The following is a 19,783-nucleotide window of genomic DNA, read 5'->3' on the forward strand; positions in this document are numbered from 1 at the left end:
CGCTTTTGTTATTCGCTCGGGGATTGCGGCACGAGAGGCAGGCCGCACGTGCTGTCAGATAAACCCGACGGCGCGACGCCGACAATCGAATGTGGTTCCGCCCTGTGGAACCCAACCTGCAGCCTGGCGGAAAGCGGCCATGAGGTGCCTGCAGGGCTGGATGGATCAAGGGCTGATCGAACGCACCGCACCGGAGCACCTGCTGCTGTTCATCTGGTCGACGATCCTGGCCCACGTGCGCTTTGCCACCGTGCCGCAGCCTGGGCAAGTGAACTGGCCGGTGGAAGATGCCAAGGGGCAGGCACTGGTGCAGATGCTCACGCGCATGGTGCTCGGAAGCGTTTGCCAGCGTGCCGGAATAGAAGCGCCTTTGAACCCGAAGACGCCACTATTGCAACCCGCAGTCGGCGAATCGTTATAACCAATAATCTATAGCGAACCACCATGCAGTACGTTCATTTCACGCTGCCCGACCCAGTCGTAGTGACCGCCTCGCTCTCCCACAGGCTGAGCTGAAACGCAGGGTCGATGAACGCCTCGCGGCTCATGTTCGCGATGTCGTTCATCCCGCTTAGCACGTTGTCGATCCATTGCTGATTGCCTTGTGTCGAGGCGACGTTTGCCAGCAGATCCTCGCAGATCCGTTTCAGTTGCTCGTTGTCTGTCAGGTCCCGTGACATGGCTACTCTCCTGGGCGGGGCATGGGGCACGAAGGCGATGGGGGCGGTCTACACTTCCCAGGCTTCGTAACACTCGCCAAGTCTCTGGAGGTGTCCCATGAGCAATCCCACCCAAACCACGTCATTCAGCGGCTGGGCCGCCACCGCGCCGGGAGCGCCGCTGCAGCGGCACAGCTATGATCCCGGCCCGCTGGCCGCTGACGAGGTACAAGTCGCTGTCGAGTACTGCGGCGTCTGCCATTCCGACCAGTCGATGATCGACAACGAGTGGGGGCTGACCCAGTACCCGTTCATTCCTGGCCACGAGGTGGTCGGGCGCATCGAGCAGGTCGGCGATCGGGTGACCGGGCTGCAGGTTGGCCAGCGGGTCGGGATCGGTTGGTACAAAGGCAGTTGCATGCACTGCGCGCCGTGCATGGAGGGCTCGCACAACCTGTGTGGTTCGGCCCGACCGACGATCATCGGCAGCAACGGCGGTTTCGCCGACCGCCTGCGCGCGCACTGGGCGTGGGCCATCCCGCTGCCGGACGGCCTCGACCCTGCCCTTGTCGGCCCCCTGTTCTGTGCCGGTTCGACGGTGTTCAACCCACTGCTGTCATTCGGCGTCAAACCCACCGATCGCGTCGGGGTGGTCGGCATCGGCGGGCTGGGGCACCTGGCGCTGAAGTTTCTCAATGCCTGGGGCTGCGAGGTGACCGCGTTCACCTCATCCTTGAGCAAGCAGGATGAAGCCCGGCGCTTGGGTGCGCACAAGGTGGTGGCCTCCACCGACAGCCAGGCGCTCAAAGCCATTGCTGGCACCCTCGATTTCCTTCTGGTGACTGCCAATGCCGACCTGGACTGGACCGCCATGATCGGCACCCTCGGTACCCGAGGTCGGGTGAACTTCGTCGGTGTGGTACCCGGGGCTATCCCGGTGCACGTGTTCAACCTCATGCTCCAGCAGAAGAGCCTTTCTGCCTCGCCGGTCGGCTCCCCGGCGGCGATGGCGAAAATGCTCGAGTTCTGTGCACGCCACCAGATCGTGCCCCAGGTCGAACAGTTCGCGATGAGCCAGGTCAACGCGGCGATCGACCATCTGCGCAGCGGCAAGGCGCGCTACCGGGTAGTGCTCGACGCCAGTCGCTGAAACAAAGCGGTGTCATTGACGCAGAGGATGATCGACAATGTCGCGGCCGCAGGCTCAGCCCTGCGGCCAGACAAGAACAAACGGACCGCCTGCCGTCATGACGCTCTTCTACCTCAAGCTCGTTGTCACTCCCCTTCTGATGTGGGCTGTCTCCCTGGCCTCGCGGCGCTGGGGAGGGCTGCTCGGCGGCTTGCTCTCCGGCATGCCGATCACCTCGGCGCTGGTCATGATCTTCCTGTGCCTGGAACAAGGCACCGCCTTCTCCCTGAACGCCATACCGGGCGCACTCGGCGGGCTGGCAGCGGTCCAGGCCAGCTATGCCTGCTACCTGTTCGCCAGCCGCAGGCTTGGCGTGGCGCTCACGGCATTGGTGTCGCTCGCGCTGTACGGCGTGGCAGCCTATGTACTGACCCATTGGGGCAATCTGCCGGTTTCGATCGTTGTCGCCCTGTGCCTGGTAGTGCTGCTGGTCTGGGCCACGGCCCGCGAGCCACGCCCGGCGCAGCTTGCGCAGATCAGGCCGCGCTGGTGGGAAATCCCCATGCGCATGGTCGCTGCAACTAGTCTGCTGATGCTCACCACAGGCGCGGCGAGCTGGCTGGGGCCTGCCGTCAGCGGCATGCTCGCGCCGATTCCGGTGATCGCCTGGCCACTGGTGGTGTTCTCCCATGTCCAGGGTGGGCGTTTCTCCATGGCCGGGATGATCCGCGGCAACGCCATCGGTGCCGTCGGGGTGATTGCCTTCTACCTGAGCCTCGGCGCGCTGCTGCCGCACCTGGGTATCGCTCTGACCTTCCTGCTCGCCATGGGGCTGGCGGTGGTGCTGACCGTGGGGTTGGCGACTGCGCTGCGCTCGCGCACGGCATCAACGGGCAAGTAAGGGCGTCTGGCCATGCAATTGAACAACCTCATCCGTCGTCTTGACCTGGTGACCTTGCAGTTGTTCGTCGCCATCCACGAGGAAGGTAGCCTGACCCGAGCCGCCGCGCGCGAAGCGATCGCATTGTCGGCGGCAAGCAAGCGCCTCAACGAGCTGGAAGCAGCGCTCGGCTCGCCGCTGTTCGCCCGCCAGGCCCGAGGCATGAGCCTGACCCCGGCCGGGGAAACCCTGCTGCACCACGCCCGGCGCATGCTGTTCAACCTGGAGAAGATCGGCCTGGAACTGGGCGAGCACTTGCAGGGAGTGCGCGGCTACGTGCGCATGCTCGCCAACCTGTCGGCGATCATCCAGTTTCTGCCTGAAGACCTGGCGCTGTTCGCCGCGCAACACGAACGGATCAAGGTGGACCTGGAGGAGCGCCCCAGCAATGGCGTGATCCAGGGGTTGCTCGATGGCGTGGCGGACCTGGGTATCTGCTCCAGCGACAGCGACACCCGCGACCTGCTCAAGGTGCGCTACAGACGCGACCAGTTGGTGCTGGTGGTGCGTGAAGGGCATCCGTTGGCGCACCAGGCGCAGGTGGACTTCGCCGAAACCCTGGACAACGACTTTGTCGGCCTGCACTCGGCGAGCTCCATCAACATGCGTACCCACGAGGCCGCTCGCCGCGCCGGGCGGATTTTGCGCCTGCGTATTCATGTCCCCAGCTTCGATGCGGTGTGCCGCATGGTGCAGGCTGACATGGGTGTGGGGATCCTGCCGCGCAAGGCCTTCGAGTTGTTTGGCGGTGCGCTGGGGTTGCGTGCGGTGGCGCTGAGCGACGAGTGGGCCGAGCGTGAGTTGTTGCTGGTGGCGCGGGACCTTGAGTCGCTGTCGCCGGTGAGCCGCTTGCTGTTCGAGCATTTGCGCGCGGCTGAGCCTGGCGGCTAGGCGAAAGACCCCTACCCTTCGCATTTGGCGAACGGTTGTTGCCCACAGAGGATTGGTGCGTTCCCGGCCCCAGTCGTAGCCTCTGCCTCAAAGTCCAAGAACAAAGAGGTACGCACCATGCCTGCCCCGCTACAAGGCATCAGGGTCCTGGAAATAGGCACGCTGATCGCCGCCCCCTTCGCCGCTCGCCTGCTCGGTGAGTTCGGTGCCGAAGTCATCAAGATCGAAGCCCTGGGCCAGGGCGACCCGCTTCGCAAGTGGCGAAAGCTGCACGACGGCACCTCGCTATGGTGGTACCTGCAGTCACGCAACAAGAAGTCGCTGGCCCTCGACCTGAAGGCCGCTGAAGGCCTTTCCATCGTCAAGCGCCTGCTGGCCGACACCGACGTGCTGATCGAGAACCTGCGCCCCGGCGCGCTGGAAAAGCTCGGCCTGGGCTGGGACGTACTGCACGCGCTCAATCCACGCCTGACCCTGGTGCGTATCTCCGGCTATGGCCAGAGCGGCCCATATCGCGACCGGCCTGGCTTCGGTGCAATCGGCGAGGCCATGGGCGGTATTCGCTACACCACGGGTGAACAGGGCTCGGCACCGGCGCGGGCAGGCGTAAGCCTGGGCGACTCGCTGGCCTCGCTGCACGCGGTGATGGGCGCCTTGCTCTCGCTGTTCAATGTGCGTGCCAATGGCGGTGTCGGCCAGGTGGTCGATGTATCGCTGGTGGAAAGCGTGTTCAACCTGATGGAAAGCCTGGTGCCGGAGTACGACCTGCTGGGGCATGTGCGTGAACGCAGCGGTGGTGCCCTGCCCGGCATCGCGCCGTCGAACACCTACCGCACCGCCGACGGCGCGTTCGTGGTGATCGCCGGCAACAGCGACCCGATCTTCCGCCGCCTGATGCAGGCCATCGGCCGACCAGACCTGGGCGAGGCCGAGGCCTTTGCCCATAACGATGGTCGCGCCGCGCAATCGGCTCAGCTCGACGACGCCATCGAGGGCTGGACCCGCCGCCACCCGATCGACCAGGTACTGGCCACGCTGGAAGCCGCAGAGGTCCCGGCCGGGCGCATCTATTCGGTTGCCGACATCGTCAACGACCCGCACTACCAGGCCCGCGACATGCTGCTGGACAGCCAGTTGCCCGACGGCACCCCGGTGCGCATGCCGGGTATCGTGCCGAAGCTGTCGGCCACGCCTGGCCGTGTCGACTGGCAAGGCCCGGCGCTGGGCGAGCACACCGATGCACTGCTGGCCGGGCTGGGCTTGAGCCCCGATGAAGTCATCGGCCTGCGGGCCAAGGGGGTGGTGCAATGACCGATAACCACACAGACAGGCTGGTGGTGCAGGAAGTTGCCCCGCGTGACGGCCTTCAGATCGAACCGACCTGGGTGCCGACCGAAGACAAGATCCGCCTGATCGATGGCTTGTCCAAGCTCGGATTCAGCCGCATCGAAGCAGGCTCGTTCGTTTCGCCCAAGGCCATCCCAGCGTTGCGCGATGGTGACGAGGTGTTCCGTGGCATCCAGCGTCAGCCGGGTGTGGTCTATGTCGCCTTGATCCCCAATCTCAAAGGCGCAGAGCGGGCACTGGCTGCTGGGGCCGACGAGCTGAACCTGGTGCTGTCGGCCAGTCAGTCGCACAACCTGGCCAACATGCGCATGCGCCGCGAACAGTCGCTGGCGGGCTTTGGCGATATCGTCCAGGCCGTGCAAGGTCAGGCGGTCAGCCTCAACGCCAGTGTCGCCACCGCGTTTGGCTGCCCGTTCGAAGGTCGCGTCGAGGAAGACCTGGTGCTGCGCCTGCTCGACGCCTACCTGGAGCTGGGGGTACAAGGCGTGACCCTGGCCGATACCACCGGCATGGCCAATCCGCGTCAGGTCGCGCGTCTGGTGCGGCGCAGCCTTGAGCGCCTGCCGGCGTCGATGCTTACGTTGCACTTTCACAACACCCGTGGCTTGGGCCTGTGCAATGTGCTGGCGGGCTACGAGGCCGGTGCGCGGCGCTTCGATGCCGCGCTCGGCGGGCTGGGCGGCTGCCCGTTCGCGCCGGGGGCATCGGGCAACATCTGCAGCGAGGACCTGGTCAACCTGTGCATCGAGGTGGGCATCCCTACCAGCATCGACCTCGACGGCCTGCTGAAGATGTCGCGCACCCTGCCTGCGTTGCTCGGCCACGAGGTGCCGGGGCAACTGGTCAAGGCAGGACGCAATTGCGACCTGCACCCGCTGCCGGCCGGTCTGCCCGGCTGACTCTTCGTCACAACCAAGGGGCCGCGGCCCCGCCAGACAACAAGAACAACAAGGCCGCCCACAGGGCGGCCCGACTGGAGAACATCAATGAGTCTTTCCGCCCTGCCGCTGGGTGCCACCGATGGCGCCGACAGCGAAAAAGCCCTGGTCCGCAAGGTTGCCTGGCGCCTCATGCCGTTGATCATGGTGTGTTACCTGTTCGCCTTCTTCGACCGCATCAACATCAGTTTCGCCAAGTTCCAGCTGCAGACCGACCTTGGTTTCAGCGACACCGCCTACGGCCTGGGGGCGAGCCTGTTCGTGGTCGGCTACGTGCTGTTCGAGGTGCCGAGCAACCTGATGCTGTACAAGGTCGGCGCCCGTCGCTGGATCGCACGGATCATGATTTCGTGGGGCCTGGCCACCGCTGCCATGGTGTTCGTCACCAGCGAATGGCAGTTCTACGCCCTGCGCTTCATCATCGGCGCCATGGAAGCCGGTTTCGCCCCCGGCGTGCTGTACTACCTGACGCTGTGGTTCCCGCAGCATTTCCGTGGCCGCATCACTTCGCTGCTGTTCCTGGCATCGGCCTTCGCCGGGCTGTTCGGCGCGCCGTTCTCGGGCCTGGTGCTCGGTCATCTTGACGGCGTCATGCAGATGCGCGGCTGGCACTGGCTGTTCCTGCTTGGCGGCCTGCCCTGTGTGCTGCTTGGGTTGCTGGTGCTGACCCAGCTCAAGGACCGCATCGAAGACGCCGGCTGGCTCAGCGACGGGGAAAAACAGTTGCTGCGCTCACGCATCGAGCCGGCGCAGGCCGCCCATGGGCAGGGTTCGTTGCTGCAGGCGATCCGCATTCCTGGTTTCCTGATGCTCGGATTGATCTACTTCCTGATTCAGATCGCCTCCTACGGCCTGAATTTCTGGGCACCTCAGCTGATCCGCAGTGCAGGCACGGAAAACCCATCAATGATTGGCCTGCTGACGGCAGTGCCCTATATCTGCGGGGCAATCACCATGGTGGTGTGCGGCCGGTGGTCGGATGCGACCGGCGAGCGGCGTTGGTTTACCGCCGGGTTGATCAGTCTTGGCGCCGTAGGGTTCCTGTGCGCTGGGCTGTTCGATGACCACACGCCCTTGTTGATCGTCTCCCTTGGTCTGCTGGGCGCGGGTGTAGTGGCGGCCATCCCGAGCTTCTGGGCGCTGCCGCCGAAGTTGCTGGCCGGCGCAGGCGCCGGGGCTGCGGGTGGCATCGCGCTGATCAACACACTGGGGCAATTGGGTGGGATCGTCAGCCCGGTACTGGTCGGGCGTATCCGCGATCTGTCGGGCAGCACCACGCCAGCGCTTTACCTGATCGCAGCCACGAGCCTGGTGACTGCTGTGCTGTTGCTGTTTGCCCTGCCGGAAAAACTGCGTACACGGGACTTGCCGAAAAACTGAGGGCATTCGATTGCCAGGCCCGCGGCCATCGCGTGCCCGGCAACCGAAGAAGCAGCAAAAGCAAGGCGACCAACGGTCAAACATCTGATTGTTGTTAATCCTGAGAAAATCCTGGCCCTCCATCCTCTTTCCATCGGCCTCTCTTGCAAGGCCCGGAAAGAATCAAACTACGATGGAGAGTCAAACCATGAAATCCCTGCGCTATGCCCTGGCCCTGCTGGCCGCCACCGCCGTAACCTCCGCCTTCGCCGAAGGCGGCGCCGATCGCCTGCAGGAACACCATGCCCGCTGGGCCCTGCAACAGCAGCAGAGCAAAGCCATGGTGGCCAAGCGCGAAGCCGCCAAGGCCGCCCAGCAAGACGCCCAGGTCAACAGCAACAGCGGCCAGGACGCAGCAGCCAAACCTTCGTCCTGATCAGCAGAGGGTGCGGCCTCCTGTCGCACCACCAGGGCTTTGGCAAGTGATGGGGCGCGGGCGTAGAATGCCGCGCCCTTTTCGCCCAGTCGCCTCGTACGGTGGCTACCGGCAGCAATGACAACGTCCGTGCCTCAGCCACATCGCGCATGTGCAACAGGCTCAACCGACCCCGCCCGATCTCGCGCTCCGAGTCTGCGGTTGAGTCTTGCCCTGGTTGCATCCCCGCCCTGGCACTTACGTGCAGCCCCGGTCCTTCGAGGTCTGGTCAGACGCGCGTGGTCGAAGAGGCTCATTCGCTGATCGATCACTTGAGGTACGTATGTCTCCGCGTTTGCTGGCGATGGCGCTGGCACCCCTGCTCGGGCTTTTCATCATTGCCCTGGGCAATGGCCTGCTGTATTCCCTGACCACCCTGCGCCTTGGCGAAGCCGGCGAATCGGCAACCATGATCGGTATCGTCTCGTCAGGCTTCTTCATCGGCCTCACCCTCGGTGCCATCTTCAACGACCGGTTGATCCTGCGCATCGGCCACATCCGTGCCTACAGCAGTTTCGCCTCGCTGATTGCCGCGACCATTCTGTTGCAAGGCCTGTTCGTCGACACCTGGGGCTGGTTCGCCCTGCGCCTGCTCAACGGCTGGGCCACGGTCGGCGTATTCCTGGTGATCGAAAGCTGGCTGCTGCTGGCCGGCGACGCGAAGATTCGTGGGCGCCTGCTGGCCCTGTACATGATCGCGCTGTACGGCGCGGGCGTGCTGGGTCAGGCAATGCTCGGCGAGCTGGTGAGCCTGGGGGCCAGTGCACCGTTCACCGTTGCGGGCATGCTGGCGGCCCTGTCGGTACTGCCGATCGTGATCCTGCCGCGGGTGTCGCCGCTGCTGGAGCAGGTCGAGCCGCTCAAGCCACGGCAATTGCTGGGCGTGACGCCAAGCGGCCTGGTGGGCTGTTTCGGTTCGGGTGTGGCGATTGCTGCGGTGTATGCCCTGCTGCCGTTGTACCTGCAGCGTATTGGCCTGGATGTGGGTGAAGTCGGGCGCATGATGGCCTGGGTGATCCTGGGCGCGATGCTGCTGCAGTACCCGGTCGGGCGCTGGTCCGACCGCAAGGATCGCCAGGATGTGTTGATCGCCCTGGGCACGCTGTGCGTCGTGCTGTCGCTGGTCATCCTGCTGTTGCCCCCGACCGCGGCCTGGCTGCCAGCCGCATTGTTCCTGCTGGGTGGTGGTGTGTTCGCGGTGTATCCGGTGGCGGTCAGCCACGCCGCCGACCGCGCGCCGATGGATGCGCTGGTGCCGATGATCCAGGGCCTGCTGCTGATCAACTCGCTGGGCTCGGCGATGAGCCCGCTGGCGATCTCGCCGGTGATGACCTCCTATGGCGAGGCCGGACTGTTCTGGGCCTTCGCCGTGATCAACCTGGCCATGGTCAGCTTCTTCGTCTGGCGACGTGGCAAGCGCCCCGCCCCACAACATCCGGCCCCCTTCGCGCCCACCGCGACCTTCTCGCCGACCGGCGCCGAGCTGCGCATGACCGAAGAACTGATCCATGCCGCGCAGGATCATCCGCCGATCGTCGATGCCGTCACGGGTGAAAGCGCTCCGCTCACACGCTCCGAACCTGCCTGATCGGGCTTGCCTGATCGAAGTGCCCGCGTGAGGCTGCGCCGCATCCCCACGACCGCCCGTCGCACACCGGGCACTCAGCTTCCCTGCGCGCAGCCGAACGAAGGACGATCATCCTCGTAGGAGATTTACCATGGTTCCCATGCGCCCGCTGTTTTTCTTCCTCGCCCTGGGGCTGGCTTCCAGTGCCAGCTTCGCCGCGTCCGACACCAACCATACCGATCACAAGGCACCCGCCACGCAGGGCCAGACCGCCGGAGACGGCAGCAGCGTCAACAGCCCTGGCGGCAGCAAGGGTAACGACAGCAGTGACACCGGCAGCAACGCCGACGCAGCCGACGGCAGCACTGGTGGCTCGAGCAGCACTGGCGAAGCTACCGGCAGTGGCGCCGGGGCGTCCGGTGGCACTGCCGAGGATCAGGATAGCCAGTAAGGTCTAGCGCCAGTAGCGTGGGTCATCCACCAGCCGTTCGTGCGCCTGGAACAGCACCGGCAACTGCTCCTTGAGAAAGTCCAGCCAGGTACGCACCTTGGCATCGAGATAGTGCCGCGACGGGTAGATCGCGTAGATCTCCCGTTGCCGCAACCGATACGGGGCCAGCAGCCGGCAAAGGCGGCCGTCCTCCAAGGCCTGGCTGGCCGAGTAATACGGCAACAGGCCAATCCCCATGCCAAGCTCGGTCGCCTTGACCATCGCATCGGCCACATTGGTGAGAAAGGTGTCCTGGGGCGAGATCACGCAGCTGTCGGGCGCGTCACCGAAGGGCCAGTCCTCCTCGAACAGGGGATCGACCGTGCGCAGGCAGACATGCTCGTGCAGGTCTTCAGGGCGCTTGGGGACGCCGTGGCGGGCCAGGTAGTCGGGGGATGCACACAGCACGCTGTAGATGCTGCCCAGCGGGATGGCGATCAGTTGCGAGTCTGGCAGGCCCTGGCCGATGGCAATGACCACGTCATGCCCTTCGGCGAGCAGGTCGGGGTTGCGCTGGGACAGGGTAAGCTCCATCACCACTTCACGGCATGAGGCGTTGTAGCGTGCTACCAACGGCATCATCAGAAGGCCCAGGCCATGGCTGCAATGCACGCGCAGCCGTCCACGGGGTGTGAGGTGGGCGCCGCGTGCTTCGTCAAAAGCCTCTTCGGTCAGCAGCATGATCTGGCGTGAGCGCTCGAGAAACCGCTCCCCCGCCTCGCTCATGCGCAGCCGCCGGGTGGTGCGATGCAGCAGGCGAGTCTGCAACTGGTTTTCCAGTTCGGCGACGATCCGCGACACCTGCGCCGCCGAAATGTCCAGCGCATTGGCGGCTGCGGCGAAGCTGCCGCATTCCACTACCCGGGCGAAAGTGCGCATTGCGTGCAGCATGTCCATGACGTGACGCTCCAGCGTGATTCATACCTTGAAGGCATGAATCTATCACGGTCTAGCCCATTTATTGTGAAACACCAATGAATGGATCATGAGGGAAACCTCATCTGGAGTTCATCATGAAACGCTCGATCGCCGTACTTGCGCTGTGTAGCGCCCTGCTCCCCATGGCTGCCTTCGCCGAGCAGCCTCGCTCGCCGTCTGCCGAGGGCCAGGTTTACGAATACGGTATGCCGCTGGATATCGCCAAGGTGGTGTCGATCACCCCGGCCAGTAACGCTGCCGACTGCCAGGTCGGCACTGCGCACATGGTCTATGTCGACCACCAGGGCCAGACACACAAGGTCGCTTACCGTGAAATGGGCGACTGCTCGCAGCAATGAGCCTCAGGCCAGCAATTGGTCGATCCAGTCGATGTGCATCGCAAAGGCCCGGGCCTTGTCCTGGGGGACTTCCCTGGCCCGTTCGAAGTTGGCCAATGCCTGCTGGCGCTGGCGTCGCATGCGCTGCCACTTGTTGATGAACGCCGAGCTTTTCTCGCGCATCAGCAAGGGGCCGAACAACAGCTCCTGCGGGCTGTAGCGCACCGAGCCAGCCGGTTCGGCGACAATGATCTCGTAGTCGAAGCGGTTTTCCCGCAACACTTCTTCGCTGACAATCCGATAGCCGTTGTCCATCAACCACTGGCGCAGCGGTTGCTCGCCGCCGTTGGGTTGCAGCACCAGGCGTTGCCCATCCTGCAATCGCGCCTTGCCTGCCTCGAGGATCTCGACGATGGTTTCCCCGCCCATGCCCGAAAGGCTGATGGTGTCGATGCGATCGTCGCTTTCGATGGCAGCCAGACCGTTGGCCAGGCGCACGCTGATGCGCGCGTCCAGCCCATTGCGGTGTACGTTGCGCCGGGCTGACTCGCAAGGCCCTGCCGCTGCCTCGCCGGCCACTGCGGCCTCGATGGCGCCGCGCAATACCAGGACCACCGGCAGGAAGCCGTGGTCGGAACCGATATCGGCCAGGCGCGCCCCTGGCGGGATATGAGCCGCCACGCGTTCCAGCCGCTGCGACAATGTCTGTTCGTTCAACGCCAACCCCTTGCATGAGAATCGGCGCGATTCTGAAGGCCGGGGCGCGCCATTTCAATGCATTTGCGACGGGGGCCGCGGCTCGCGTAGGCTTGCGCTTTTCCTTCCGAAGCAAGGCAGAGTCGTTCATGGCCCAGACAGGTATCACTTTCACCCCCGATGCGGACACCGCGTCCATCTCCTCCGATGTCGCCGAGTACAACGGTATCCTGGTCACCACACAGGTCCCGATTCGCGCCGATGGCGAACTTGAGCTGGGCGATATCGTCACCCAGAGCGAGTGCACCCTGCAGGCGCTCAAGGATGCGCTGGAGCGTGCCGGCAGCTCGATGGACCGCGTGCTGCACCTGACCATCTACCTGACCGACATGGCTGATCGTGCGGCATTCAACGAGGTGTACCAACGCTTCTTCGCCAAGCCTTGGCCGGTGCGTGCGGCGGTGGGCGTGGCCTCGCTGGCGTTCGAAGGGATGAAAGTCGAAGTGACGGCGATGGCGGCCAAGGGCTGATATCAGCTACCGGCTTTTGGGCGGGTGTTGGCTTTTTTTGCGAACCACCCGCCCCCCATTGAGCACCGAGACCAGTCCATCTGTGACAGCGAATTCCGCAGCGCCTAGATGTCCATCGCCAACAACGCGGCCCCCAGGCACTTGCCATGGGCATCCAGCGCCAACGAGCGGGTCACGCCACCGCGCAACAACCCCGGCAGCACGAAGTTCAGCGCCTTGAGCTGCGGCAGGTCATAGCGACGGACAGGCCCTGCGCTTTCATCGCGAAGATGGGCAAACCACGCCGCTACTCGTTCCGCTGTCAGCTCGCGCTCAAGCAGCGGGTAGTCCTCCTCCCGATACGCGATCAGCGAGATGTTCGAGGTGTCGCCCTTGTCCCCCGTGCGGGTGTGGGCAAGTTCGTGCAGTTGGCGGGTCATGGGCATTGCTCCAGGTGGACTTGGGGTTGCGCGAGCTCACGCGGCAGGTAAAGGCTGGCGACGGCCAACACCTCGCGGACCAGGCGAGTGGCCCCGCCACCGCCAGCCGGGCCATTGGTGTAGAGCGTCTCGACCTCGTTGGCGACCGCTTGCGCCGCCTCGCGGTTCAGGCAACGTGCCGCAACCCGCAGGCGTACCTCCCAGGGTTCGCCGCCCATGCCGAAATGGCTGGCGTGCAGCGAATCGACCCCCATCAGCTCGCAGCGCAGCTCTTCGACGGCGACGCCGGTCAACGCCAGGCGCTCTTCGACGATCCGTCCGGCCAGACGTGCCCGCGCCACGGCATTCGGGCCGCCGTAGGAAATCTGTCCTTCGCCAATCCAGCCATCCCGATAGCCCACGGTAACCTTGAGTTGTTGCGGGCGGGCCATGCCTTCGCCACCACTGACGCGTACCTGATCCTTGCCGCAGGCTTGCAGATGCACGCCCGAGAAGTCGGCCGTGACATCCGGCGTCAGGTAGCGACGCGGATCGTGTACCTCGTAGAGCAGTTGTTCGGTGCAGGTCGCGACATCGATGCGCCCTCCACTGCCGTCGACCTTGCCGAGCGTGGCCAGGCCTTCGATGTCGATATCGGCGAAGGGGAAGCCAAGCCGCGCCAGGTCGGCAACATCCTTCAGGCCGGGATCGGCAAAGTAGCCACCACTGACCTGCCCCGCACATTCAAGCAGATGCCCGGTCAGTGTCCCTCGGCCACGGCGACTCCAATCGTCGTCAGGCCAGCCAAAGTGATGCACTTGCGGTGCAAGGAACAGCGACGGGTCGGCGACACGGCCGGTAATCACCACATCGGCGTCCAGGGCCAGTGCCTGGACGATCCCTTCGACCCCCAGATAGGCGTTGGCCGACACCAGTCGCCCACCCAGCCCGGCCACCGTCAGGCCGTTGTCCAGCGCCCAGTCCGGGTGCTGGCGCAGCACGTCGAGCACATCGTCACCGTCCACTGCCGCGACCTTCAGCCCCTGCAGCCCGAGTTCAGCCGCGATGGCCGACACTTGTCGCGCCGCGCCACGCGGGTTGGCTGCGCCCATGTTGGTGATGATACGCAGACGCCGCGCGCCGCCGCGTACATAGGGCAGCACCGCCCGCATGCGCTCGGTCAGCAACGGATCGAAGCCGGCCTGTGGGTCGGCCAGTCTGGCTTGCTGGGCCAGAGCGATGGTGCGTTCGGCCAGGCATTCGAACACCAGGTAATCCAGTTGCCCATCCCGGGCCAGTTCCACCGCAGGCTCCAGGCGATCGCCGGAATAGCCGGCGCCGGCGCCGATTCGCAAAGTGTTCATGTTCAGAAGACTCCAAGTGCCAGCGCGGTCAGGGTCATCAGCACCGACGCGGCGAACAGAAATGGCAGGGTGAAACGCTGGTGATCGGCAAGGTCGAGCTTGCACAGCCCCACCAGCAGGAAGGTCGCTGGGGTCAGCGGGCTGACCGGGAAGCCGGTGGTATGTACGCCAAGCAGCGACGCCTGGGCCACCTGCACCGGGTCCACGCCCAGCGAGCGGCCGACCTCGGCAATCACCGGCATGACCCCGAAGTAGAACGAGTCCGGGTCGAACAGCAAGCTGAGCGGCATCGACACGAAGCCCACCAGTGCGGGAATCAGTCGCCCGTGGCCCGGCGGAATCTGTTGCACCGCCACCTCGGCCATGGCCTTGAGCATGCCGGTGCCTTGCATGATGCCGGTGAACACACCGGCGGCAAGCAGGATGCTGGCCATGGTCAGGGCGGTCTTGGCGTGTGCATCGATGCGTTCGCGTTGCTGATCGACACGGGGATAATTCAGGCAAAGCGCGGCGACCGTGCCGAGCATGAACATCACTACCGGGTCGACCCAGCCTGCGATCATCACCGCCATCACCAGTACGGTGAGCAGCAGGTTCGGCCAGAACATGTGCGTACGGCGCAGGGCTTGTTCATCGGCGCTCAAGATACGCTGCGGTGCCGCGCCGGCATCGGCGCCGGCCATGAGCCCCAGGCGTTTCTCTTCGCGTCGGCCCAGCCAGTAGGCGCAGCCGAAGACGAACAACAGCCCCACCACCTGTACCGGAATCAGCGGTTGGAACAGGTCAGCCACCGGCACGTGCAGCGCCGCGGACGAGCGCAGCACAGGTCCCGTCCAGGGCAGGAAATTCACCCCCGCCGCCATCGCCGCAACGCAGGCCAGCACCCGTCGGTCGATGCCCAGGCGTGTATACAGCGGCAGCATCGCGGGCACCGTGACGAGGAATGTCACCGCACCCGACCCATCCAGGTGTACCAGCAACGCCAGCAACGCGGTGCCGCAGACGATACGGGTGGGGCGGGTGCCGACGGCGCGCAGGATGCGGTCGATGATCGGGTCGAGCATGCCGGCATCGGTCATCACGCCGAAGAACAGGATGGCGAAGATGAACATGCCGACCACCGGGGCGACATTCTTGATGCCAGTGAGAATGAAACCGCTGGTCTGCAGGCCGAAACCCGCGAGCAAGGCAGCCACGATGGGAAAGGCAATCAGCGCGACCAGGGGCGAGATGCGCTTGCTCATCACCGCGATCAGCAAGGACAGAATGGTAATGACGCCGTAGAGGGCGAGCATGGGGTTACTCCGGCTTGTTTTTGTTGTTGTCCCGAGTATCAGGAGAGGTTCGGTAGCGTGTAAATTGCAATTTAAAGCCACGCACATTCGAAAAAACAAAATGAAGAATGCCTTGCAGCATATTCGCGCCTTCATCACCGTTGCCCAGCGCGGCAACTTCGCCCGCGCCGCCAACGACCTGCACTTGTCGCCCTCGGCCCTGACCGTCCAGATCCGCCAACTCGAAAGCTGGCTGGGCGTTGCCCTGCTCGAACGCAGCCCTCGGCACGTCACCCTCACTGCTGCAGGGCGCGAGGCGTTGCCGGCGATGGAGAAGCTGCTGCTCGATCTGTCCAACATCGTCAGCGCCAGCCAAGGCTTGGCGGCGGTGCGCCGCGGGGTGGTCACAGTGGCTGCCCTGCCCTCGTTGTGTGCCGGGGCGCTGGCGCAGCGGCTGGCGGTGTTCCGGCAGTCGCATCCAGGTGTCGAAGTGCGCCTGCGCGATCTGGTTGCCGAGCGCATTGTCGAGCGCGTGCGCGAAGGCGATGTGGATTTCGGCGTGGGTGTGCGCAGCCAGTTCGGGCACGGGCTGGACTTCACACCGTTACTGAGTGATCGGCTATGCCTGTTTGTGCCTGTCGGACACCCGCTGGCCACGGGCCCCGTCGATCTGCAAGCCCTGGACGGCCTGTCGATGATCCTCACCGGGCGCGACAGCAGTGTGCGGGCGCAGATCGAGGAGGTGTTCCGCGCACACGGGCTGGTGTTGCAAGCCGCCATGGAAGCCAACTACATGTCGACGGTATTGGCGCTGGTGCGCAATGGGTTGGGGGTTACGCTGCTGCCGGAATCGGCGGACGACGGTACACACAGGTTGCTGCGCAGGCCCTTGGAAGCGCGAGGTCTGGAGCGTGAAATCGGCATCATCACCCGCACAGAATGCAGCCTGTCACCAGCCACTTCGGCCTTGATCGATTGCCTGGGTGATCTGTCAGGCACAGACAAATGACCTATCATTTTTGCCAGTTGTCGGCGAGCGCGTAATCCCAGTAGGTTGGATCTTAACAATGTTGTCCGAGAGGGCGATGTCGTGTGTTGCCGTTCAAGGGATCGAACCCACCAGGGAGCAAAGACGATGACAAGTCGAGAGTCGACCTCAATTAATCTATTGGCTGCATTGTTTTTATTCTTTTATGCGCTTCCTTCTGCCTGGGCCGCCGAGGCCACTGATGAAGTAAACGCAATAAACGCCCAGGAAAAAGTAGAAACATTGGGGCAGGAATTGACTAAAGATCTTACCCCTGGCGTCCTGTATCAGCTGGACTGGGGCAACCCCCAGCATTATCAACTTTATAAGGCACAACAACTCCTGACAGGGCATACAAAAGCACAGGCGCCCGAAATGTTCAGGCGCCTGGAAGCTGCGCACAAACAGCGGGTGAAAGCGCTCGCTGTTTCCGGCGCAAAGCCTGACGCAGTAAAACCAGTTGTCTTCCCTGAGACGTCCAGTGATGCCGACGCTCCTTTGCAAGACCTTCAATTCATCTCGGAGCTTTCGCGCTCCAATGCTACTGCAACTAGTTCAGCGGTCACGTACAGCTCTGAAGCCATTTCGACCGTTGCGAACGGCAGCGAGAGAAACTCTGTCACGCTCATTATGTATAACGACCTCACGGGTGATTTCATTGCCTCGAAAAACGCCACTGATCTGACGAACCTTCCTGAACTACGCGTTAACGTGAGTGCCTCGGTGGATCCAACGATTCCCGTTCGCGCTGTCGCTTTCTTCAACATGATCCCCAAGGACAGTGACGACGAGTTCCCGCCGACGCTCGTCATGAAGGCAGTCAGTTCAACGGGTATCGTTGACGCTTGTATGACAGAGCCCAGACCTTGTACAAGAGACGCCAATGGCAAATGCGTCATTTCTGCTCCTGCCGCTACGGAAGTCTGCAGCAATAAACTCCCTGACAACGATACACCCATCAAGATGTGCTGGAACCGCCACAGCCGTGAAGAGTGCGATTATTGGGCAAGCCAGAACAAGCCTGCTAACTATCTGATTCCCGTTTCTGGCTACGCTCTCGCCGAAGGAAAAACCGAATCTACGGTAACTGGCGAAACGGCGATCTATCTAGTAAACCCGAGCGGTGGGGGCTGTCGGGTACACTCCAGAGCTGAAAGTATTGCTGACGAATGGACATCTGACGGTAATGGAAAGCTGAGCTTCAATTACGAGGCCGAAAAGTTCAAGCGCAACCCGTCATGCCTGACCAACAATAAAGACTCGCTCGTCAACTTCTACATGACCAACATGCTCTACCTTCCAGGAACGCCAGAAGATCCCATGCCACGAAACGTAACGCTTGTATTTACCAGCGATAAGCGATCCGCAGGAAACCCCGGCAGGGAGATCATCCCTCAACTCCGCATCATGGAAGGTTGTGTAGCAGGGGGCACATTGATCACCCTGGCGTCAGGCGAGACAAAAAAAATCGAAGAGATCGTCTCGGGAGACAAGGTCAAGACACCGCATGGCGTGCGCACGGTCAGTGAAAGAACCACGGGTACAGAAAATGGCTCCATGCTTGAGATACGCACTACCGGCCAGACCCTGCATGTCACACCGACCCACCCCATCATGCGAGCGATTCAAATCGGGAGTGCCGTGAGAAACATGGAGGTGCAGGCACGGGAAATCCAGGTAGGCGACAAGTTGGCCGGTGACGGACCTCCGATCACGGTGACATTCGTCGGTTATGTCGAGGCTCAGGCCACCCCGGTATACAACTTGCAATTCAAAGGTGGCGTCGAAGGCAGTTATTACGCCAACGGCATTTTGTCGGGTAACCTCGCTACGCAAAATATGCTGGCAGATCTCAAAAGCAGAGCGCCACTTCGCAGCCCTGCGCAACTGCGAGCAACCGTCCATCCTGCGTTCTTGGCTGATTACGACAACCAGCAAAAACAAAAGGCGCAGCAGTCCTCTGACGTGAGCGGCACTTCACAGGAGGTCGGCAATGCAACGCGATAACGATGCACTCGGGCTCTCCATCGTTCAGGCCGTTTACGAGACAGACTGCCTGCGTGTGGCATGGAGCCCTCTCGAATTGGACACGCCTGCAGGTTGGGTGATCACATTGGGTCATCAGGACACAGGCGGCTGGACGCCGTTGAAACACCAATTCATTCCAGACGGTGCAGCTACCGTTGGCGTATTACCTCTGTCCGAACCCCTGAGCGCGATAGGTGAATATCGCGTCACCGTGATGGCCTTGCGGGAGAGTGGGGAAACAGAGAGCAGCGCTCCACTGCCCCTGCCAACCCTCCAGCCGATCCTGCACTCGGCGATATACGATGGCGAGACCCTGCGCGTTGGTTGGCAGCCTTCCAGCCAGGCTCTTCTGGGCTATGAGATCGTCGTGTCATCGACGATCAGCGGCACGACATTCGTCATTCCAATCAGTGGAGCGGGTAGCGCCAGTGCTGTCGTGGGCAATTCGCAACTGGGCGGGGGGCTGTGCAATGACCAAGGCTGGACAGTCGGCGTGGAGGCTGTGGTTCGCGAGAATACCCGCGCCCGATCTGAGCTGATTCATTTCCCGTCATGCATGACCCCGCCGAATCTAGAGCAGAGCCCGCTCTATCGTGGTGGAAACCGCATCGCAGTCGCATGGTTTTCCCTGGACCCCAGAGAGATCGTGCAATACCAGCTGAGCCTGCACAGTGCGCTTACCGGCACGCATTACGACATGGCCCTGCCCGCGGGATACGAGCTCGCCGACTTGCCACTGTCCTCGCCACTGCCGGAGTTTGATGCGTTCAGCTTTACCCTCACGGCCCTGACTGCAAAAGGCGCAGGCATCAGCACCAAGCCTTTGCGCGTCGTAGCAGACAGGCCCGACATCACCTCAGTGGTGTTGGACAACGAGGGCGTCGATGTGGCCTGGAACATGTCGAACAGTCTGGAGATCACTCACTACATCGTGCAGGTGTTTTCGCCAGAGACCGCCATGGTCGCCGCCTCTGTGCGCGTCGATGCCCCCCGGACCCACGAGCGCTTGTCGCTGAAAGCGCCGCTTAGGACCGACAAGAAGTGGGTGTGTCAGGTCATTGCCTATCCTGGGTCTGGGGTAGGAACGGAAGGCGATTGGGTGCCGATGGTTACTGGGACTCCATTGGTTACCTTGCTCCGACCGAGAGTAGGGGTCGTGGATGTCACCTGGTCGCCTCCGGAATCGGTAGTAGCGCCTGAAGGCACATGGGTGTCGATTACCCGCGCAGGTAATGTCATCAGTCAGGATCGGGTCGCTGGCTGCAGTGCCCAGATGATGATTCCAGTGTTTGATGCGAACCTGGATCAATCGCTGAGCGTACAGCTGACGCCTATCTGTGGCAAAGCGTCCAGCAGGACGCAATGGCAAGCGGAGCAAACTGCTCCGGCTCTCTGACACGTGGGCGGATGACGGG

General features: G+C 63.1%; 21 protein-coding genes. 15 read left to right on the forward strand and 6 right to left on the reverse strand.

What is annotated here, in order from left to right; genetic code table 11:
- Positions 1-139: 139 nt before the first annotated feature.
- A complete protein-coding gene (locus HU748_RS26705) occupies positions 140-421 on the forward strand; it encodes a TetR family transcriptional regulator C-terminal domain-containing protein (protein ID WP_238343278.1) in 282 nt (93 codons plus the stop codon).
- A gap of 34 nt (positions 422-455) precedes the next feature.
- On the opposite strand, the gene HU748_RS04455 is transcribed toward HU748_RS26705, so the two are convergent.
- On the reverse strand, positions 456-680 hold the full coding sequence (locus tag HU748_RS04455) for a hypothetical protein (protein ID WP_186719388.1): 225 nt from the start codon (positions 678-680) through the stop codon (positions 456-458).
- A gap of 97 nt (positions 681-777) precedes the next feature.
- Here HU748_RS04455 and HU748_RS04460 point away from each other — a divergent pair, with 97 nt between their 5' ends.
- From HU748_RS04460 to HU748_RS04500, 9 genes are all read left to right on the forward strand, one after another.
- Positions 778-1,809, forward strand: a complete 1,032-nt coding sequence (locus tag HU748_RS04460) for an NAD(P)-dependent alcohol dehydrogenase (protein WP_186709186.1) — start codon at positions 778-780, stop codon at positions 1,807-1,809.
- 97 nt (positions 1,810-1,906) lie between these two features.
- On the forward strand, positions 1,907-2,689 hold the full coding sequence (locus tag HU748_RS04465; protein WP_186719390.1) for a hypothetical protein: 783 nt from the start codon (positions 1,907-1,909) through the stop codon (positions 2,687-2,689).
- A 12-nt stretch (positions 2,690-2,701) separates the two neighbouring features.
- Positions 2,702-3,619 (forward strand): LysR family transcriptional regulator, encoded by a 918-nt coding sequence (locus HU748_RS04470; protein WP_186719392.1) that lies wholly within the window; start codon positions 2,702-2,704, stop codon positions 3,617-3,619.
- A gap of 117 nt (positions 3,620-3,736) precedes the next feature.
- Positions 3,737-4,930, forward strand: a complete 1,194-nt coding sequence (locus tag HU748_RS04475; protein WP_186664630.1) for a CaiB/BaiF CoA-transferase family protein — start codon at positions 3,737-3,739, stop codon at positions 4,928-4,930.
- The gene (locus HU748_RS04480) at positions 4,927-5,865 is read left to right on the forward strand and encodes a hydroxymethylglutaryl-CoA lyase (RefSeq protein ID WP_186719397.1); all 939 of its coding nucleotides are present in this window, start codon (positions 4,927-4,929) and stop codon (positions 5,863-5,865) included. The genes HU748_RS04475 and HU748_RS04480 overlap by 4 nt, the downstream gene beginning before the upstream one ends.
- Before the next feature lie 87 nt (positions 5,866-5,952).
- Positions 5,953-7,284, forward strand: a complete 1,332-nt coding sequence (locus HU748_RS04485; RefSeq protein WP_186719398.1) for an MFS transporter — start codon at positions 5,953-5,955, stop codon at positions 7,282-7,284.
- 187 nt (positions 7,285-7,471) lie between these two features.
- The gene (locus tag HU748_RS04490; protein ID WP_186664627.1) at positions 7,472-7,699 is read left to right on the forward strand and encodes a hypothetical protein; all 228 of its coding nucleotides are present in this window, start codon (positions 7,472-7,474) and stop codon (positions 7,697-7,699) included.
- 322 nt (positions 7,700-8,021) lie between these two features.
- Positions 8,022-9,326, forward strand: coding sequence for an MFS transporter (locus HU748_RS04495; protein WP_186719399.1), 1,305 nt, complete (start codon positions 8,022-8,024; stop codon positions 9,324-9,326).
- Between the two features lie 130 nt (positions 9,327-9,456).
- On the forward strand, positions 9,457-9,756 hold the full coding sequence (locus HU748_RS04500; protein WP_186709176.1) for a hypothetical protein: 300 nt from the start codon (positions 9,457-9,459) through the stop codon (positions 9,754-9,756).
- Positions 9,757-9,759: 3 nt separating this feature from the next.
- On the opposite strand, the gene HU748_RS04505 is transcribed toward HU748_RS04500, so the two are convergent.
- A complete protein-coding gene (locus tag HU748_RS04505) occupies positions 9,760-10,692 on the reverse strand; it encodes a LysR family transcriptional regulator (RefSeq protein ID WP_186709175.1) in 933 nt (310 codons plus the stop codon).
- Between the two features lie 116 nt (positions 10,693-10,808).
- Between HU748_RS04505 and HU748_RS04510 the strand changes: the two genes are divergently transcribed.
- The gene (locus tag HU748_RS04510) at positions 10,809-11,072 is read left to right on the forward strand and encodes a DUF2790 domain-containing protein (protein ID WP_186719400.1); all 264 of its coding nucleotides are present in this window, start codon (positions 10,809-10,811) and stop codon (positions 11,070-11,072) included.
- 3 nt (positions 11,073-11,075) lie between these two features.
- On the opposite strand, the gene HU748_RS04515 is transcribed toward HU748_RS04510, so the two are convergent.
- Positions 11,076-11,768 carry a class I SAM-dependent methyltransferase gene (locus tag HU748_RS04515; protein ID WP_186719401.1) on the reverse strand — a complete coding sequence of 231 codons (693 nt, stop codon included), beginning with the start codon at positions 11,766-11,768 and terminating at the stop codon, positions 11,076-11,078.
- Positions 11,769-11,896: 128 nt separating this feature from the next.
- Between HU748_RS04515 and HU748_RS04520 the strand changes: the two genes are divergently transcribed.
- On the forward strand, positions 11,897-12,277 hold the full coding sequence (locus HU748_RS04520) for a RidA family protein (protein ID WP_186719403.1): 381 nt from the start codon (positions 11,897-11,899) through the stop codon (positions 12,275-12,277).
- 104 nt (positions 12,278-12,381) lie between these two features.
- On the opposite strand, the gene HU748_RS04525 is transcribed toward HU748_RS04520, so the two are convergent.
- From HU748_RS04525 to HU748_RS04535, 3 genes are read right to left on the reverse strand one after another with little or no spacing between them, the layout of a single operon-like run.
- Positions 12,382-12,696, reverse strand: a complete 315-nt coding sequence (locus tag HU748_RS04525) for a hypothetical protein (RefSeq protein ID WP_186664616.1) — start codon at positions 12,694-12,696, stop codon at positions 12,382-12,384.
- Positions 12,693-14,039: an acyclic terpene utilization AtuA family protein gene (locus tag HU748_RS04530; RefSeq protein WP_186719405.1), complete on the reverse strand. Its 1,347-nt coding sequence runs from the start codon at positions 14,037-14,039 to the stop codon at positions 12,693-12,695. Before HU748_RS04530 ends, HU748_RS04525 begins: the two co-directional genes overlap by 4 nt.
- A gap of 2 nt (positions 14,040-14,041) precedes the next feature.
- Positions 14,042-15,334, reverse strand: coding sequence for a citrate:proton symporter (locus HU748_RS04535; protein ID WP_186664614.1), 1,293 nt, complete (start codon positions 15,332-15,334; stop codon positions 14,042-14,044).
- 100 nt (positions 15,335-15,434) lie between these two features.
- Here HU748_RS04535 and HU748_RS04540 point away from each other — a divergent pair, with 100 nt between their 5' ends.
- The 3 genes from HU748_RS04540 to HU748_RS04550 all read left to right on the forward strand — a co-directional run bounded on the left by HU748_RS04540 (position 15,435) and on the right by HU748_RS04550 (position 19,764).
- The gene (locus HU748_RS04540) at positions 15,435-16,322 is read left to right on the forward strand and encodes a LysR family transcriptional regulator (RefSeq protein ID WP_186719407.1); all 888 of its coding nucleotides are present in this window, start codon (positions 15,435-15,437) and stop codon (positions 16,320-16,322) included.
- Positions 16,323-16,448: 126 nt separating this feature from the next.
- On the forward strand, positions 16,449-18,347 hold the full coding sequence (locus HU748_RS04545; protein WP_186719408.1) for a Hint domain-containing protein: 1,899 nt from the start codon (positions 16,449-16,451) through the stop codon (positions 18,345-18,347).
- Positions 18,334-19,764 carry a hypothetical protein gene (locus HU748_RS04550; RefSeq protein ID WP_186719409.1) on the forward strand — a complete coding sequence of 477 codons (1,431 nt, stop codon included), beginning with the start codon at positions 18,334-18,336 and terminating at the stop codon, positions 19,762-19,764. The genes HU748_RS04545 and HU748_RS04550 overlap by 14 nt, the downstream gene beginning before the upstream one ends.
- Positions 19,765-19,783 lie beyond the last annotated feature (19 nt).

This window comes from Pseudomonas sp. RW3S2 (assembly GCF_014268955.1).
Taxonomy (GTDB): Bacteria; Pseudomonadota; Gammaproteobacteria; order Pseudomonadales; family Pseudomonadaceae; genus Aquipseudomonas; species Aquipseudomonas wayambapalatensis.